The following is a 15,773-nucleotide window of genomic DNA, read 5'->3' on the forward strand; positions in this document are numbered from 1 at the left end:
GCCGATGATGCTGGCCGCCGCTTTTCAGGAAAGCACCCGCTACGCGGGCACACTTCCGAAACCTGCCAATCCGTCGACACCGACGGAGTACCGCTTGTTTCTGACACAACCACGCGTATCGACGATACGCAGCGCATTGCTTACTTCTTTTTCTTCGGGGCCAGCACCATGATCATCTGGCGCCCTTCCATCTTCGGCATCTGCTCGACGGCACCCACATCGTCGAGGTCAGTGCGCAGGCGCTCGAGCATGCGCATACCGATTTCCTGGTGCGCCATTTCGCGGCCGCGGAAACGCAACGTGATTTTCGTCTTGTCGCCGTCTTCGAGGAAGCGAATGAGGTTGCGCAGTTTGACGTTGTAATCGCCGTCATCCGTACCTGGCCGGAATTTGACTTCCTTGACCTGGACGATCTTCTGCTTGAGCTTGGCCTCGTGTTGCTTCTTCGCTTCCGAGTATTTGAACTTGCCGTAGTCCATCAAACGGCAGACCGGCGGGACCGCCTGCGGGGCGATTTCTACCAGATCCACGTCCTGCTGTTCCGACAGGCGGAACGCATCAGCGAGTTTCACGATGCCGAGGGGTTCGTTCTCGACTCCGACCAGACGCACCTCGGGTGCAGTAATTTCACCGTTGATGCGATGCGCAGACTTATCAGTAGCGATGTTACGTTTCCTCTAAAAATTAAAAAAACGAGCCGCGCTGCCAGGTGGCTTACTTGAACGACTGGACGTCCTGTCGCAGACGCTCAATGAAGGCGTCGACCGGCATCACACCCAGATCGACACCACCACGGGCACGCACGGCTACCGTTTGTGCATCACGCTCTTTGTCGCCGACAACCAGCAGATACGGGACCTTTTCCAGCGTGTGCTCGCGTATTTTATAGCTAATCTTCTCGTTACGCAAATCGGCCTCTACTCTAACCCCTTGTTTTTGCAACGTTTGGGCAAGAGACCGGGCATATTCAGCCTGATTTTCGGCGATATTCATCACCACGACCTGCATCGGGGCAAGCCACGACGGCATTGCACCGGCATGGTGCTCGATCAGAATGCCGAGGAACCGCTCCATTGATCCGACGATTGCCCGGTGCAGCATGATCGGCCGCCGGCGGCTATTGTCTTCCGCCACGTATTCGGCGCCGAGACGCTCCGGAAGCACCATATCGAGCTGCAGCGTACCGCACTGCCACGAACGGCCGAGCGCGTCCTTGATGTGGTACTCGACCTTCGGACCATAGAACGCGCCTTCGCCAGGAAGCTCTTCCCACGTCACGCCGCAGGCAGTCAGCGCTTCGCGCAAGCCGTGCTCCGCGCGATCCCACGTTTCATCTGTGCCGGCGCGCGCATCCGGGCGCAGCGACAGCTTGATGTCGATATGTTCGAAGCCGAAGTCCTTGTACACGCTCATCGCCAGCGTGTTGAACGCGATCGACTCGCTAATGAACTGGTCTTCGGTACAGAAAATATGCGCGTCGTCCTGGACGAAACCCCGCACGCGCATCAGACCGTGCAACGCACCCGACGACTCGTTGCGATGGCACGAACCGAACTCCGCGTAACGCAGCGGCAGATCGCGATACGAACGCAGACCGTGATTGAACACCTGCACGTGACCCGGGCAGTTCATCGGCTTGATCGCGTAGTCGCGCTTTTCCGATTCCGTCGTGAACATGTTTTCACGATAGTTCTGCCAGTGACCGGACGCCTCCCACAGCGAGCGGTCCATGATCATCGGCGTCTTGATCTCGAGATAGCCTGCATCGTTCACGCGGCGACGCATGTACTGCTCGACCTGCTGCCACAGCGTCCAGCCACGCGGATGCCAGAACACCATACCCGGCGATTCGTCCTGCATGTGGAAGAGATCGAGCTGTTTGCCGAGCTTGCGGTGATCGCGCTTCTCGGCTTCCTCGAGCATATGCAGATACGCTTCCTGATCTTCCTTCTTCGTCCAGGCCGTGCCGTAGATACGCTGCAGCTGTTCGTTCTTCGAGTCGCCGCGCCAGTAGGCGCCCGCGACCTTCATCAGCTTGAAGACCTTTAGCTTGCCCGTCGACGGGACGTGCGGACCACGACAAAGATCCGTGAAACCGCCATGCGAATACAGCTTGATTTCGTCGGTCGCGGGAATCGACTCGATAATCTCGGCCTTGTACTTTTCGCCGATGCTTTTGAAGTAGTCGACGGCTTCGTCGCGCGACACGACACGACGTGAAACCGGCTCGTCTTTCTTCGCAAGTTCCTGCATGCGCTTTTCGATCTTCTCGAGATCTTCGGGCGTGAAGGGACGGCTGTACGCGAAGTCGTAGTAGAAGCCGTTGTCGATGACCGGCCCGATCGTCACCTGTGCTTCCGGATACAGGTCTTTGACGGCGTACGCGAGCAGGTGAGCCGTCGAGTGACGAATGATGTCGAGGCCGTCCGCGTCCTTCTCGGTAACGATCGCGAGCGTTGCGTCGTGATCGATCAGCGAAGACGTATCGACCAGCTCGCCATCGACCTTGCCGCCGAGTGCGGCTTTCGCGAGACCCGCACCGATCGACGCAGCGACTTCAGCAACCGTCACCGGATGCTCGTACTGTCGAACAGAACCGTCAGGCAGACGTATCGAAACCATTGTGTTCTCCGAGAGGCCGATCCGCGGCAGATGTCGCGATCAGGCGAGAAAACCAAAAAAGCAAAAAAAATGCGGCCCCGCTTTCGAGGGGCCGCATTCACATTTCCAGCAAACTGCAACGGCAAACCTGGTCCTCGACTAGCGCCGATCCGAAGTGGTTTCGGTCAACGTTCGCGGTGTCATAACCGTATTCGCCTTTCGCGCCGAAGCGCTTGTTGCTTACTTGCTACGAAACTCCGGCGAACCAGAGTTTCTATTTCGTTGGTAGGCTCGATTGGACTCGAACCAACGACCCCCACCATGTCAAGGTGGTGCTCTAACCAGCTGAGCTACGAGCCTGAAGAAACGAGATTATATGGAGCGCCTCGAAACTTGGCAAGCACTTTTATGCGTCGACATTAAAAATCCTGACGACGCATGTCGACGTGCCCGATCGACACACATTTCATCCCTTGCGCGACGCGCGCACAACGCCCGTTACTTCGCCTAGCAACGCGCACGCGCGTTGAATTTGCGCAGCACTCGACACCTCGACAGTGAACTGCATGAACGCCGCGTTACGTCGCGTCTGCGTCTTGACGCCGATCACATTCATCTTCTCGCGCGCGAAAATTTCCGAGATATCGCGCAGCAAACCTTGCCGGTCGGACGCATCGATTGTGAGATCGACCGGATAGACCGAGCGGCCGTGGCCGCTCATGACGTCCGCGGACCACGCTGTCTCGAGCACGCGCTCCGGCGCGCGCTCGGCCATGCGCAGAAACGTCGGGCAATCGCTGCGATGAATCGACATACCCTTGCCACGCGTGACGAAACCACTGATGGCATCCGGCGGCGCGGGACGGCAGCATCGCGCGAGTTGCGTCAGCAATGCGTCGACGCCAACGACCAGCACGCCCGTCGATGCGCCATGCGCCACGCTCGCGCCACTACTGCGCTTCTCGAATTGCTCCGGCGCCTCGACTACCGGCTCGGGCGGCGGTGCATCGTGTAAGGCCTGCTCGACAAGACGAAGACTGAACTCTTCCTTGCCGACAACCCAGAAAAGATCGTCCGTTGTCTTGAAGCCGAGCTTGGCGGCAAGCTGATCCAGATTGACGGATGTCTTGCCTTCGCGCTGTAACGTCTTTTCGACCATCGCGCGGCCGATCGATATGTTTTCCTGCAGGTCGACCGCGTTGAACCAGGCGCGCACTTTCTGACGCGCGCGCGAACTGCGCAGATAGCCAAGCTGCGGATTGAGCCAGTCACGTGACGGACCGCCCTCCTTCACCGAGACGATCTCAACAGTCTGTCCGTTCTGCAACGCAGTGTTGAGCGGCACCATCGCGCCATCGACGCGCGCGCCGCGGCAACGGTGGCCCAGTTCGCTATGCAGGTGATACGCGAAGTCGACAGGCGTCGCGCCTTGCGGCAGCGGAATCACGCGCGCCTGGGGCGTGAGTACGTAGATGTGATCGTCGTCGAGCGTGGCCTGACGCAACTGCTCCCACGGCTGCGTCGCGGGCTTCCCGTCATGCTCGCCTTCGGAAACGTCGTCCTTCCACGCGAGCAGTTGACGCAGCCACGCGATCTTCTCGTCGTACTTCTCACTCGCGCTGAACTGGCCGCCATAGCCACGCGTGCCCGCTTCCTTGTAGCGCCAGTGCGCCGCGACACCGTACTCCGCAAACTGATGCATCTCCTGCGTGCGGATCTGCACTTCGAATGCGCGCCCGTCGTCGCCGATCACGACCGTGTGCAGCGACTTGTAGCCATTCGGCTTCGGACGCGAGATGTAATCGTCGAACTCTTTCGGCACGGGTTGCCAGAGGTTGTGGACGATGCCCAGGACCGTGTAGCAATCCTTGATGTCCGGCACGATGACGCGAAATGCGCGCACGTCATACAGTTCGGAGAAATCGAGTTCCTTGCCGCGCATCTTGCGCCAGATGCTATAGATGTGTTTCGGCCGGCCGCTCACTTCAGCACGGATATGCGCCGCGGCGAGTTCCTGCTGCAGACGCGCGATAGCCTCCGCCACGTACGCTTCGCGCTCGATGCGCTTCTCGTCAAGCAGCTTCGCGATGCGCTTGTACGTCTCCGGCTCCTCGAAGCGGAACGCGAGATCCTCGAGTTCCCATTTCAGTTGCCAGATACCGAGACGGTTCGCGAGCGGCGCGTAAATGTCGAGCGTCTCGCGCGCGACGTCCGGCGACGGCGTGATCTTCGCCGCCGCGTAATAACGCAGCGACTGCACGCGCGACGCAAGCCGGATCAGCACGACGCGAATGTCCTGCGCAAACGCGAGCAGCATCTTGCGCAACGCCTCGACCTGGGCGCGGCGCGCAGCCTGCGCATCGCGACCGGCTTCGGGCATCGCATTCTGTGCCGCACGCAGACTCACCGTTCCCAGGCGCAACAGCTTGCGCACGTCACCGACAAGCTGCGCGACCTCTTCACCGAAGCGGTCGGCGAGGATGCGTTCCGGATCCTTCAGATGGGGTGTCAGCGCGAACAACGCGGCCGCCAGCACCGCCGGCGGATCGACGTTGAGCGTGCGCATGACCGCCGCCGTGCCCGCTGCGTGATCCGCGAGCAGCTCGCCCGACGAAAGCCGCACCTCGCCGGCATGCTCGCGCACGAACGCCATCGCCTCGTCGAAAGACGGTGTCGGGTTCGGAACAGTCGTGACGGTATCGGTATTCATGATGCGGCGCTTCGCCGGAAAAGCCAGGAGTAACCCAAAAACAGATGCTGCAGTAGATCAGCTGCGCTGTGCGGCCACGATGACGACTTCGACGAGGCACGCCGGGTTCGCCAGCTTCGCTTCGACCGTTGCGCGCGGCGGCGTGGCGCCTGCTGCAACCCACGTATCCCACACGGCGTTCATGCCGGCGAAGTGGGCCATGTCGGAGATGAAAATCTGCACAGACAGCAGGTGCGACTTGTCGCTGTTCACTTCGGCGAGCAGGCGGTCGATGTGGCCGAGCACTTCGCGTGTCTGACCGGCGATGTCCTGATTCGTGTCTTCGGCGATCTGGCCGGCCAGGTAGACCGTGCCGTTATGCACGGCGATTTCCGAGAGGCGCGCGCCGACGTGGTGACGAATGACTGCCATGAAAGATCCTGTGGTTGAGGTTGAATGTGATCGAACGAGCGTTCCGTGGCGCCTCGTGCAAACCGCGCCGCGAAACCCCATATTATGACGCGTCAGATGTTTCGCCGATGAAGAAGCGTCGCGCGATCTCAATCTGGTCGTCGGCGAGAAAGGCCGGCGCGTGCCCGACGCCCGGAATTTCCACGCTCGATACGGCGCGCCCCTGCTCGATCATCTTCGCGACTGTTTCACGCGACAGCAGATCCGACTCCCCGCCGCGAACGACGAGTACAGGACCTTCAGTCGCAGCCAGCGAACGCCACAACGCGGCCTCGCCGAGCGCTGTCATTTCCGGCGTTGTCGCGGCAAACGGCTGCGCAATGCGCGGGTCGTAGCGAAGTTGCCATGCGCCGTCACGTTCATGCAGAAGTGGCGTGTTGATTTCGCGCCATTCATCGGGCGTGAGCGGTCCGAAGGAAGCAGCGAGCAGCGCAGCGTAATCGATGCCCTGCTGCAACGTTTCAAAGCGCGTCGGCTTGCCCAGATAGTCGCCGATGCGGGACAGGGACGCCGGCTCGACATGCGGACCGACGTCGTTGACCAGCATCTTGCGGATCGGCGAATCCGGCACGCCCGACAGCGCCATGCCGATCAGGCCGCCCATCGACGTGCCAAACCAGTCGACCGACTGCACATCGAGCCGCGCGATCAGCGTGATCATGTCGCAGACGTATTGCGGCACACCGTAATAGTTGGGGTCGGCAAGCCACGAAGACAATCCCCGACCGACCACATCCGGACACACCACGCGATACGTGCCGGCGAGTGCCGCAGCGACGCGGTCAAAGTCTCGCCCCGAGCGCGTAAGGCCGTGTACACACAACAGCACCCGAGGATTCGCCGGATCGCCCCACTCGGTATAGGCGACGCGATGCAGACCGCCCGGACTGATGCACTGCACTTCATGCTGACGGGGCGAGACAAAACCGGCAACGTTGCCAGTGGCAGAAAGGGCTGAAGGGACAGGGGGCGCGGCGGTCGTCATCGGAGATTTCCTTGGCCAAAGCGTAGACGTTGTCACAGGCAGAAAAAGCAGAGCGCCTGATTGAAGCAGCAGCACAGCCGCTCAACACGCAATCGATTGTAAACCGCTTTGCCCAGGACCACGCCTCGTCCGAATGGCCTATACAGTGCGTGAATGGCCAGCCATAACGGCCACACACACGCGGCCCGCAAAAAACAAAACGGGCGAAACTCGCGCTTCGCCCGTCGTGCACCGATACTAAAGACGCTTCGGTGAGTGCCCCTGCCCCGAAATCATCCAGCCGTCAGCCCACCGCGCTCACATCGAGCGGCGCGCCCGTCTTCGCCTTGATTTCGTCGACGCTCACGCCCGGCGCGAGTTCGACCAGCTTAAGGCCGTTGTCGGTGACATCGATCACGCCCAGATCGGTGATGATCCTGTCGACCACGCCCACGCCCGTGAGCGGCAGCGAGCATTCTTCGAGGATCTTGTGCTGGTCGCCCTTCGCGACGTGCTCCATCAGCACCACCACGCGCTTGACGCCCGCCACCAGGTCCATCGCGCCGCCCATGCCCTTGATCATCTTGCCCGGAATCATCCAGTTGGCCAGGTCGCCCTTCTTGCTGATCTGCATCGCGCCGAGGATCGCGAGGTTGATGTGGCCGCCGCGAATCATCGCGAACGAGTCCGCCGACGAAAAGATCGACGAGCCCGGCAGCGTGGTGACCGTCTGCTTGCCGGCGTTGATCAGGTCGGCATCCACTTCCTCTTCGGTCGGCGACGGCCCGATGCCGAGCAGGCCATTTTCCGACTGCAGCCACACTTCGACGCCCTTCGGCACGTGGTTCGCCACCAGCGTCGGCAGGCCGATGCCGAGGTTCACGTAAAAGCCGTCCTGCAGTTCCTGTGCCGCGCGCGCGGCCATTTCGTCACGATTCCATGCCATGATCAGTCTCCCTTCGCGCGGACAATGCGTTGTTCGATACGTTTTTCCGGATGCGCGTTCAGCACGATGCGCTGCACGAAGATGCCCGGCGTATGAATCGCGTCTGGATCGAGTTCGCCGACTTCCACGATTTCCTCGACTTCCGCGACGGTGATCCTGCCGGCCATCGCGCACATCGGGTTGAAGTTGCGCGCCGTGCGGCGATAGATCAGATTGCCCGACTTGTCCGCCTTCCACGCCTTGACGAGTGCAACGTCGGCCGTCAGCGAATGCTCGAGCACGTAGTGGTTTTCACCGAACTGGCGCGTTTCCTTGCCTTCGGCAATCAGCGTGCCGAAGCCGGTGTTCGTGAAGAAAGCAGGAATGCCCGAACCGCCCGCACGCAGCTTTTCAGCCAGCGTGCCCTGTGGCGTGAATTCGAGCTCGAGTTCGCCGGCCAGATATTGCCGCTCGAACTCCTTGTTTTCGCCGACGTACGACGAGATCATTTTCCTGATCTGGCGCGTTTCCAGCAGCAGACCAAGGCCGAAACCGTCGACGCCCGCGTTGTTGCTGATACACGTGATGCCCTTTACGCCGGTATCGCGCAGCGCGGCGATCAGCGCTTCGGGAATGCCGCACAGGCCGAAGCCGCCGACGGCGAATGTCTGCCCGTCCTTGACGATGTCTTTAAGCGCGTCGGCCGCGCCTGGATAGACCTTGTTCATCAGTTTGTCCCTTCCTCGATTGGAATTCCGAAATCCGGATCGGTGCGATACCGTTGAATCATACGACGATGCCGTGACATCGTCCGATTCAGCTGTGACTTCGCAGCCTCTTGATTTGTTCGAAAGGGTACGATGGCGCGCCCTTACGGCACAATACGCAAAAATACATAAGTATTTGCCACTGCACGCCGCCGCTCAAGGACTTCCCGCGCACCCATGCCCGCCCTGGATTACCAAACCGCTTTTCACCTTGCGCCGATCGGGCTCGTGCTCTCGCGCAAGCGCATCATCGAAGACTGCAACGACCAGGTGGCGTCGATTTTCCGCTGTCCGCGGGAATCGTTGATCGGGCAGTCCTTCCAGGTGCTATATCCGTCTCTGGACGAATTCGAGCGGATCGGCGAGCGCATTCCGCCCATCATGACCGCACAGGGCAGTTACGCCGATGACCGTATCATGAAGCGCGCGACGGGCGAGCTGTTCTGGTGCCACGTGACGGGACGCTCGCTCGATCGGGCCGAGCCGCATGCTGTGGGCGTGTGGACCTTCGAGGACCTGAGCGCGACGCGGCGTGTCGCGGTCGAACTGACGCCGCGCGAACGCGAAATCGCCGCGCAACTGGTGACGGGCAAGACGAGCAAACAGATTGGCCGCGCGCTCGACATCAGCTCGCGAACGGTCGACGTCTACCGTTCGCGGCTGATGCGCAAGTACGACACCGGAAACGCGACCGAACTGCTGCAAAGGCTGCTCGGGAACTGAAGCGCGGCGGCGCGGGGCGCCGTCAATCCGCGCCGGACGCAACCCGTTAGCCGGCTGGCATTGTCAACAGAGCGATCAGACGGCTTTCACGAGCGCGGCGTTGTCGATCGTCGAGCGCAACAGATCGGGAATCGGCACGGATTTGCCGGCGGCGTAGTCGATCCACACGCAGCGCGCGGCGCCGCGTGCATAGACGGTGGTGGGATCGTCGGCGCGAGTCAGTTCGAAACCCGTATCGAAGCTGCTGCGGCCGGGCGTGGCGACCGTCATGCGGCCGATCACGTCGCCGGGATAGTGAAGCTGCTTCAGAAACTCCATCGATGCGTTGACGATCACCGGTCCCTGCCCTTCGCCATTGCCGCCGGCGATGCCGAGTTGCTCGAACCAGGAAATCCGCACCTGCTCCATATAACGGAAATAGACCGTGTTGTTTACGTGGCCAAACGCATCCATGTCGCCCCATCGGATCGGCATGGACATCTCAAAAACTGCGTGATATTCGCTCATCGTACTTCTTCTGCGGGTTGAAACAGGATCAGCACGCCGGGCCCTGGGCGGCTCGTGACCGCCCGGCCGGCGCGCTGTAAGGACGCTCAGGCGAGGCCGAAGCCGTCGTCGGCGGTAATGACGGCGCCGTTGATGAACTGCGATTCGTCGGCGGCGAGCAAAAGCAGCAGGCCGTCCAGATCTTCCGGCTTGCCGACGCGATGACGCGGCAGCATCGAAACCAGCTTCTGCCCCTGCTCCGTCGACCAGTGATGGTGATTGATCTCGGTATCGATATAGCCCGGGCAGATCGCGTTCACGTTGATGCCGTGGCGGCCCCACTCCAGCGCCATCGACTTGGTCATATGAACGACCGCCGCCTTGCTCATCGAATAGAGGCCGATCTGCGGCAGCACGCGCAGCCCGGCCACCGAAGCAATATTGATGATCCGGTACGGCGGCTTCTGACCGCCGCCATTGCCGCGCATCATCATCCGTTTGGCGACTTCCTGTGCGACGAAGAACGCGCCGCGGGTGTTCGTGTCGAACACGTACTCGAAGTCGGCGGGCGTGACTTCCGAGAGCTTCTGGGTGGTCGAGACGCCCGAGTTGTTGACGAGAATATCGATGGTGCCGGCTTCAGTTTCCGCGTGCGCGACCGCCGACTTGATGCTCTGGTAATCAGTCACATCGAGCGAGACGACGTGCGCGGCGCCGCCGGAGGCCTCGATTTCGGCGCGCAGTTCCTTAAGGCGCTCGGTGCGGCGGCTTGCCAGCACGACTTTCGCGCCCGCCTGCGACAGCACCTGCGCAAAGCGTTTGCCCAGTCCGCTCGACGCGCCCGTGATCAGCGCGACCTTGCCTTCCAGATTGATCGAACGGCCCATTGTCGGTCCTTTATTTGGTTCGGTTGAAGCGGCGGCCGCCGGTACGGGCGTCCGCGAGGAAGGGTTAAACCGTATCACATAAATAGAACGGTCGTGCTAATGTGCACGGCTCGGGTTGCGGCGTCCAGATCCTTCCCGGACAATACGATCCCGAAAAAAGCATTCTAACGGTAAGAGGAGCATCAATGACCCCCGCAAGTCTCATTGAGCAGTACGGCCCGCGCGAGTCGATGGAATACGACGTGGTGATCGTTGGCGGTGGCCCCGCTGGCCTGTCCGCTGCGATCCGTCTGAAGCAGCTGGCGCAGGAGAAAGGCGTCGAGGTGGGCGTCTGTGTACTGGAGAAAGGCTCGGAGGTCGGTGCCCACATTCTGTCGGGCGCGGTGATGGATCCGCGCGCCTTGAACGAGCTGATTCCTGACTGGAAGGAAAAAGGCGCGCCGCTCGATGTCGGCGTGACCGAGGACCGCTTCCTGTTCCTGAGCGAATCCGGCGCCAAAAGCGTGCCGAACTGGGCGCTGCCGGATAACTTCAAGAATCACGGCAACTATGTCGTGAGCCTCGCGAACGTCACGCGCTGGCTCGGCCAGCAGGCTGAGGCGCTGGGCGTCGAAATTTTCCCGGGCTTTCCGGCCGCTGAAATCCTGTATAACGACGACGGCTCGGTCAAAGGCGTTGCGACCGGCAATCTGGGCATCGGCAAGGACGGCCAGCCGACCGAGAACTTCCAGCTCGGCATGGAGCTGCACGCGAAATACACGCTCTTCTGCGAAGGCGCGCGCGGGCATCTGGGACGGCAGCTGAACGACCGGTACAAGCTGCGTGACGGCGCCGATCCGCAGGTCTACGGCATCGGCATCAAGGAGCTGTGGGAAATCGATCCGGCCAAGCACAAGCCGGGTCTGGTGATCCACACGGCCGGCTGGCCGCTGGAGAGCGACACCTACGGCGGCTCGTTTCTCTATCACATGGACAACAACCAGGTGATGGTGGGCTTTGTCGTGGGGCTCGGCTATTCGAATCCGTATCTGTCGCCGTTCGAGGAATTCCAGCGCTACAAGACGCATCCGTCGATCCGCGCGTTTCTCGAAGGTGGCAAGCGGGTGTCGTACGGCGCGCGGGCGATCACCGCGGGCGGCCTGATGTCGCTGCCGAAGCTGGTGTTCCCGGGCGGTGCGCTGGTGGGCGACGATGCAGGCTTCCTGAACGCCTCGCGCATCAAGGGCAGCCATGCGGCGATCAAGACCGGCATGCTGGCGGCCGATGCGGCCTTCGACGCGGTCCAGGCAGGCCGTCAGGCGGATGAGCTGACGGCCTATCCTGAAGCGTTCAGGACGTCGTGGCTGCACACCGAACTGTACCGTGCGCGCAACTTCAAGCAGTGGATGAGCAAGGGCCTGTATCTCGGCACGCTGATGGTGGGGCTGGAGCAGAAGCTGCTGGGCGGCAACGTGCCGTGGACGCTGCATCACCAGCACTGGGACCACGAGATGCTCAAGCCCGCGTCACAATGCAAGCCGATCGTGTATCCGAAGCCGGATGGCAAGCTGACGTTCGACCGCCTCTCGTCGGTGTTCATCTCGAACACGAATCACGAAGAGAACCAGCCGGCGCACCTGACGCTGAAAGATCCATCGGTGCCGGTGAACATCAACCTGGCCACGTACGCCGGCCCGGAAAGCCGTTACTGCCCGGCAGCGGTGTATGAGTTCGTGAAGAACGACGACGGCAGCGAGCGGCTCGTGATCAACGCGCAGAACTGCGTGCACTGCAAGACGTGCGACATCAAGGACCCGACGCAGAACATCGTGTGGGTCACGCCGGAAGGTGGCGGTGGGCCGAACTATCCGAACATGTGATCTGGCTGCGCTGCATATGAAAAGCCCCGCAATTCGCGGGGCTTTTCGCTTTCCGGCGCACGCACGCGCGAATCGCTTGGTCCGTGCCGCGAGGGGCGACAACCGCTCATGACGTCAGCACGTCAAGGCGCGCTCGCTGCAATTTTCGGCGTCGCGACGACGACATCGCCGCATTGCGCACGATGACGCAGCGCGTGATCGATCATCACCAGCGCGAGCATCGCTTCAGCGATCGGCGTCGCGCGGATGCCGACGCACGGATCGTGACGCCCGAATGTTTCGACGACGGCCGGCTGTCCTGCCTTGTCGATCGAACGACGCGGCGTGCGAATGCTCGACGTCGGTTTGATCGCGATCGAAACGGTCACGTCCTGCCCGGTCGAAATGCCGCCGAGCACGCCACCCGCATGATTGCCGACGAAGCCTTCCGGCGTCAGTTCATCGCCGTGCACCGAGCCACGCTGCGCGACGCTCGCGAAACCCGCTCCGATCTCGACGCCCTTCACCGCGTTGATGCCCATCATCGCGTGGGCGATGTCGGCGTCGAACCGGTCGAAGAGCGGCTCGCCGAGGCCAACCGGTACGCCCGACGCCACCACGTTGATGCGTGCGCCGATCGAATCGCCGTCCTTGCGCAACGCGTCCATATATTCTTCGAGCTTCGGCACGATGTCGGCGTTCGGCGCGAAGAACGGATTCTCGCGCACATGCGACCAGTCGACGAACGGCACATCGATCTCGCCGAGTGCGCTCATGTAGCCGCGAATCTCCGTGCCGAAATGCTCGCGCAGCCATTTCTTCGCGACCGCGCCGGCAGCGACCGTCGGCGCCGTCAGACGTGCCGACGAGCGGCCGCCGCCGCGATAGTCGCGGATGCCATATTTCTGCCAGTACGTGTAATCGGCGTGACCGGGGCGGAACGTATCGGCAATGTTGCCGTAGTCCTTGCTGCGCTGGTCGGTGTTGCGGATCAGCAGCGCGATCGGCGCGCCCGTGGTCGTGCCTTCGAACACGCCGGAGAGAATTTCGACCTTGTCCTCTTCCTGGCGCTGCGTTACGTGGCGCGACGTGCCCGGCTTGCGGCGGTCGAGTTCGAACTGGATGTCGTCTTCGGTCAGCGCCATTCCCGGCGGGCAGCCATCGATCACGCAGCCTATCGCGGGGCCGTGTGATTCGCCGAAGGTCGTGACGGTGAAAAGCGTACCGAGGGTATTGCCGGACATGAGCGTCGTCCAAAGAAAGGCGGGGAAGCCGTTATTATGCCAGCCCGGCCGCCCGGGCGCGCTGTCTGGCGTAGTGGCGCGGGCTGCTCGTGCAGCCCTCTGCCGGTCAGCGGTAGCGCAACGGCGCGGCTGTGTGCGCAGCGAGGCAGGCGAGCACGGGCATGGCCAGACGATCGCTCATGACAACGGCAATCAGGACATGCAGCGCGGGCCGCTATTTGCGTGCGCCGCGCAGGTCCGTGACGATCTGCTGCAAACCTTCGGGCGTGACGCTTGCCGGATCGAGCGGTTCTCCGACCGCGAGCGTCAGACGGCTCATCACGCCCTTCTGGACCGGCCGCGGCAGATGCACTTCCTCGTGCCGCGAAAACACGCTGCCCCACAGGCCGCGCAGCGCCATCGGTATGACCGGCGCGGGCGAGCGCCGGACGATCTCGCTCACGCCGTGGCGGAACGGGTTCAGGTCGCCGGTCCGCGTCAGCTTCCCTTCAGGAAAGATGCACACCAGATCGCCATCGGCGAGCGCTTTCGCGCAGGAATCGTAGGCGCGCGTCAGCATCTGCGGGTTCTCGTGCGCGGGCGCGATCGGAATGGCCTTCGCTTGACGGAACAGCCATCCGGCAAACGGCGACTGGAAAATGCGGTAGTCCATCACAAAACGGATCGGTCGCGGACTCTCGGCCATGATGACCACGGCGTCGACGTAACTGACGTGATTGCACACCAGTACCGCGGCACCCTCTTCCGGAATGCGCTCCGCGTGAACGACGCGCATGCGATAGAACGTGTGCACCAGCAGCCACGCGATAAAGCGCAGCAGAAACTCGGGCACGAGCGAATAGATGTACGTGGCGACGACGATATTCAGCAGCGCCGTCACGAGAAAAATGCCCGGAATGCTCACGCCCGCGGCGGTCAACCCGACCGCCATCAACGCCGACACAATCATGAACAGCGAATTCAGAATATTGTTGGCCGCGATGATGCGCGCGCGATGGCTCGGCTGGCTCCGGCTCTGGATCAGCGCATAAAGCGGCACGCTGTAGAAGCCGCCGAACATCGCGAGCAGGAACAGGTCGGCGAGAATGCGCCAGTGCGGCAGCAGCGACATAAACTCTCCGACAGTGAGCAGATGCCCTACCGCGGGCAACGCGTGACTTGCGAAATAAAGGTCGATAGCGAACACGCTCATGCCGATCGAGCCGAGTGGCACAAGACCGATTTCGACGCGGCGTTTAGACAGCCGTTCGCACAGCAGCGAGCCAATACCGATGCCGACCGAGAATGTGCCGAGCAGCACTGTGACGACATCAGGATTGGCCGACAGCACATTCTTCGCAAAACTGAAAAACGACGACAGAAACGTGGCGCCGACGAACCACAGCCAGGAAATGCCGAGCAGGCTCAGAAAAACCGTGCGATTCTCGCGGGCGAGTTTCAGGTTGCGCCACGTTTCGCTAACCGGATTCCAGTTGATGCGCAGGTCGGCCTGCGGCGCAACAGATTTCGGCACGAAGCCCGACACGAGCCGCCCGACGAGCGCAATCGCCACGCAGCAGCACGCGAGCACAACGGCACCATGCTCGACGAACCCCGCTGCCGCGCCACCGACGATCGTCCCGATCAGGATCGCGACGAACGTCCCCATCTCGACCATCCCGTTCCCGCCGACGAGCTCCGCCGTCGCCAGATGCTGCGGCAGATACGCGTATTTGACCGGGCCGAACAGCGTCGAATGCACGCCCATCAGGAACGTGCAGAAGTACAGTAGCGGCGCGCTATGCAGCAGGAATCCGGCGCCGCCGATCAACATCACGCCGATCTCGAAGGTCTTCACAAAGCGCGTCAGCATCGCCTTGTCGTACTTGTCCGCGATCTGTCCCGACGTCGCCGAGAAGAGGACGAAGGGCAAAATGAAAACCGCCGAGATCAGGAATGCGGCGGTCTTCGCGTCGACGCCTGAAAACCGCGCGGTCTGAAACGTGACCAGGGACGTGAAGCCGATCTTGAAGACGTTGTCGTTCATCGCGCCGAGGAACTGCGTCCAGAAAAACGGCGCGAAGCGTCGTTCCCGCAGCAGGCGGAACTGCGATTCGTGCTGCTCGCCTCTGCGGCTGGTGCGATGGGCGGCGGGTATCGGACGATCGTTCATGACAACGGAGATCAGGACATGCAGCG

At 61.8% G+C, this 15,773-nt stretch carries 13 protein-coding genes and 1 tRNA gene; 2 read left to right on the forward strand and 12 right to left on the reverse strand.

The annotated features are described in order from the left end of the window. Window positions 1-140 precede the first annotated feature (140 nt). The 8 genes from infC to P3T16_RS12515 all read right to left on the reverse strand — a co-directional run bounded on the left by infC (window position 141) and on the right by P3T16_RS12515 (window position 8,378). A complete protein-coding gene (infC, locus tag P3T16_RS12480; RefSeq protein WP_429342706.1) occupies window positions 141-665 on the reverse strand; it encodes a translation initiation factor IF-3 in 525 nt (174 codons plus the stop codon). A 49-nt stretch (window positions 666-714) separates the two neighbouring features. Next, window positions 715-2,622 (reverse strand): threonine--tRNA ligase, encoded by a 1,908-nt coding sequence (thrS, locus tag P3T16_RS12485; protein ID WP_429342541.1) that lies wholly within the window; start codon window positions 2,620-2,622, stop codon window positions 715-717. Between the two features lie 262 nt (window positions 2,623-2,884). Then, window positions 2,885-2,961: transfer RNA gene (locus P3T16_RS12490), tRNA-Val, on the reverse strand. 106 nt (window positions 2,962-3,067) lie between these two features. After that, entirely contained in the window at window positions 3,068-5,311 is a 2,244-nt protein-coding gene (locus P3T16_RS12495) for a RelA/SpoT family protein (RefSeq protein WP_429342542.1), read from the reverse strand. Between the two features lie 57 nt (window positions 5,312-5,368). Then, the gene (locus P3T16_RS12500) at window positions 5,369-5,722 is read right to left on the reverse strand and encodes a RidA family protein (protein WP_429342543.1); all 354 of its coding nucleotides are present in this window, start codon (window positions 5,720-5,722) and stop codon (window positions 5,369-5,371) included. Window positions 5,723-5,804: 82 nt separating this feature from the next. Beyond that, window positions 5,805-6,746, reverse strand: a complete 942-nt coding sequence (locus P3T16_RS12505; protein ID WP_429342544.1) for an alpha/beta fold hydrolase — start codon at window positions 6,744-6,746, stop codon at window positions 5,805-5,807. A gap of 283 nt (window positions 6,747-7,029) precedes the next feature. Then, window positions 7,030-7,671 carry a CoA transferase subunit B gene (locus tag P3T16_RS12510; protein WP_429256658.1) on the reverse strand — a complete coding sequence of 214 codons (642 nt, stop codon included), beginning with the start codon at window positions 7,669-7,671 and terminating at the stop codon, window positions 7,030-7,032. Window positions 7,672-7,673: 2 nt separating this feature from the next. Further along, a complete protein-coding gene (locus P3T16_RS12515; RefSeq protein ID WP_429342545.1) occupies window positions 7,674-8,378 on the reverse strand; it encodes a CoA transferase subunit A in 705 nt (234 codons plus the stop codon). A gap of 216 nt (window positions 8,379-8,594) precedes the next feature. Here P3T16_RS12515 and P3T16_RS12520 point away from each other — a divergent pair, with 216 nt between their 5' ends. Then, entirely contained in the window at window positions 8,595-9,140 is a 546-nt protein-coding gene (locus P3T16_RS12520; RefSeq protein WP_429256660.1) for a LuxR C-terminal-related transcriptional regulator, read from the forward strand. Between the two features lie 75 nt (window positions 9,141-9,215). Here P3T16_RS12520 and P3T16_RS12525 read toward each other — a convergent pair whose 3' ends face one another. Together P3T16_RS12525 and P3T16_RS12530 are read right to left on the reverse strand one after the other, a co-directional pair. Further along, window positions 9,216-9,647, reverse strand: a complete 432-nt coding sequence (locus P3T16_RS12525; RefSeq protein WP_429256661.1) for an acyl-CoA thioesterase — start codon at window positions 9,645-9,647, stop codon at window positions 9,216-9,218. An 86-nt stretch (window positions 9,648-9,733) separates the two neighbouring features. After that, entirely contained in the window at window positions 9,734-10,513 is a 780-nt protein-coding gene (locus tag P3T16_RS12530; RefSeq protein ID WP_429256662.1) for an SDR family oxidoreductase, read from the reverse strand. Between the two features lie 185 nt (window positions 10,514-10,698). Here P3T16_RS12530 and P3T16_RS12535 point away from each other — a divergent pair, with 185 nt between their 5' ends. Continuing rightward, window positions 10,699-12,372: an electron transfer flavoprotein-ubiquinone oxidoreductase gene (locus P3T16_RS12535; protein ID WP_429342546.1), complete on the forward strand. Its 1,674-nt coding sequence runs from the start codon at window positions 10,699-10,701 to the stop codon at window positions 12,370-12,372. Between the two features lie 122 nt (window positions 12,373-12,494). On the opposite strand, the gene aroC is transcribed toward P3T16_RS12535, so the two are convergent. Then, on the reverse strand, window positions 12,495-13,595 hold the full coding sequence (gene aroC / locus P3T16_RS12540) for a chorismate synthase (RefSeq protein WP_429256664.1): 1,101 nt from the start codon (window positions 13,593-13,595) through the stop codon (window positions 12,495-12,497). A gap of 214 nt (window positions 13,596-13,809) precedes the next feature. Further along, window positions 13,810-15,747: an MFS transporter gene (locus P3T16_RS12545; RefSeq protein ID WP_429342547.1), complete on the reverse strand. Its 1,938-nt coding sequence runs from the start codon at window positions 15,745-15,747 to the stop codon at window positions 13,810-13,812. Between the last annotated feature and the right edge of the window lie 26 nt (window positions 15,748-15,773).

Source organism: Paraburkholderia sp. GAS42, from assembly GCF_050436565.1.
Lineage (GTDB): Bacteria > Pseudomonadota > Gammaproteobacteria > Burkholderiales > Burkholderiaceae > Paraburkholderia.

Bases quoted from the DNA above. Each gene is read 5' to 3' on its own strand.
- thrS (WP_429342541.1), bottom strand. From the start codon at position 2,622: ATGGTTTCGATACGTCTGCCTGACGGTTCTGTTCGACAGTACGAGCAT.
- P3T16_RS12495 (WP_429342542.1), bottom strand. From the start codon at position 5,311: ATGAATACCGATACCGTCACGACTGTTCCGAACCCGACACCGTCTTTC.
- P3T16_RS12500 (WP_429342543.1), bottom strand. From the start codon at position 5,722: ATGGCAGTCATTCGTCACCACGTCGGCGCGCGCCTCTCGGAAATCGCC.
- P3T16_RS12505 (WP_429342544.1), bottom strand. From the start codon at position 6,746: ATGACGACCGCCGCGCCCCCTGTCCCTTCAGCCCTTTCTGCCACTGGC.
- P3T16_RS12510 (WP_429256658.1), bottom strand. From the start codon at position 7,671: ATGGCATGGAATCGTGACGAAATGGCCGCGCGCGCGGCACAGGAACTG.
- P3T16_RS12515 (WP_429342545.1), bottom strand. From the start codon at position 8,378: ATGAACAAGGTCTATCCAGGCGCGGCCGACGCGCTTAAAGACATCGTC.
- P3T16_RS12520 (WP_429256660.1), top strand. From the start codon at position 8,595: ATGCCCGCCCTGGATTACCAAACCGCTTTTCACCTTGCGCCGATCGGG.
- P3T16_RS12525 (WP_429256661.1), bottom strand. From the start codon at position 9,647: ATGAGCGAATATCACGCAGTTTTTGAGATGTCCATGCCGATCCGATGG.
- P3T16_RS12530 (WP_429256662.1), bottom strand. From the start codon at position 10,513: ATGGGCCGTTCGATCAATCTGGAAGGCAAGGTCGCGCTGATCACGGGC.
- P3T16_RS12535 (WP_429342546.1), top strand. From the start codon at position 10,699: ATGACCCCCGCAAGTCTCATTGAGCAGTACGGCCCGCGCGAGTCGATG.
- aroC (WP_429256664.1), bottom strand. From the start codon at position 13,595: ATGTCCGGCAATACCCTCGGTACGCTTTTCACCGTCACGACCTTCGGC.
- P3T16_RS12545 (WP_429342547.1), bottom strand. From the start codon at position 15,747: ATGAACGATCGTCCGATACCCGCCGCCCATCGCACCAGCCGCAGAGGC.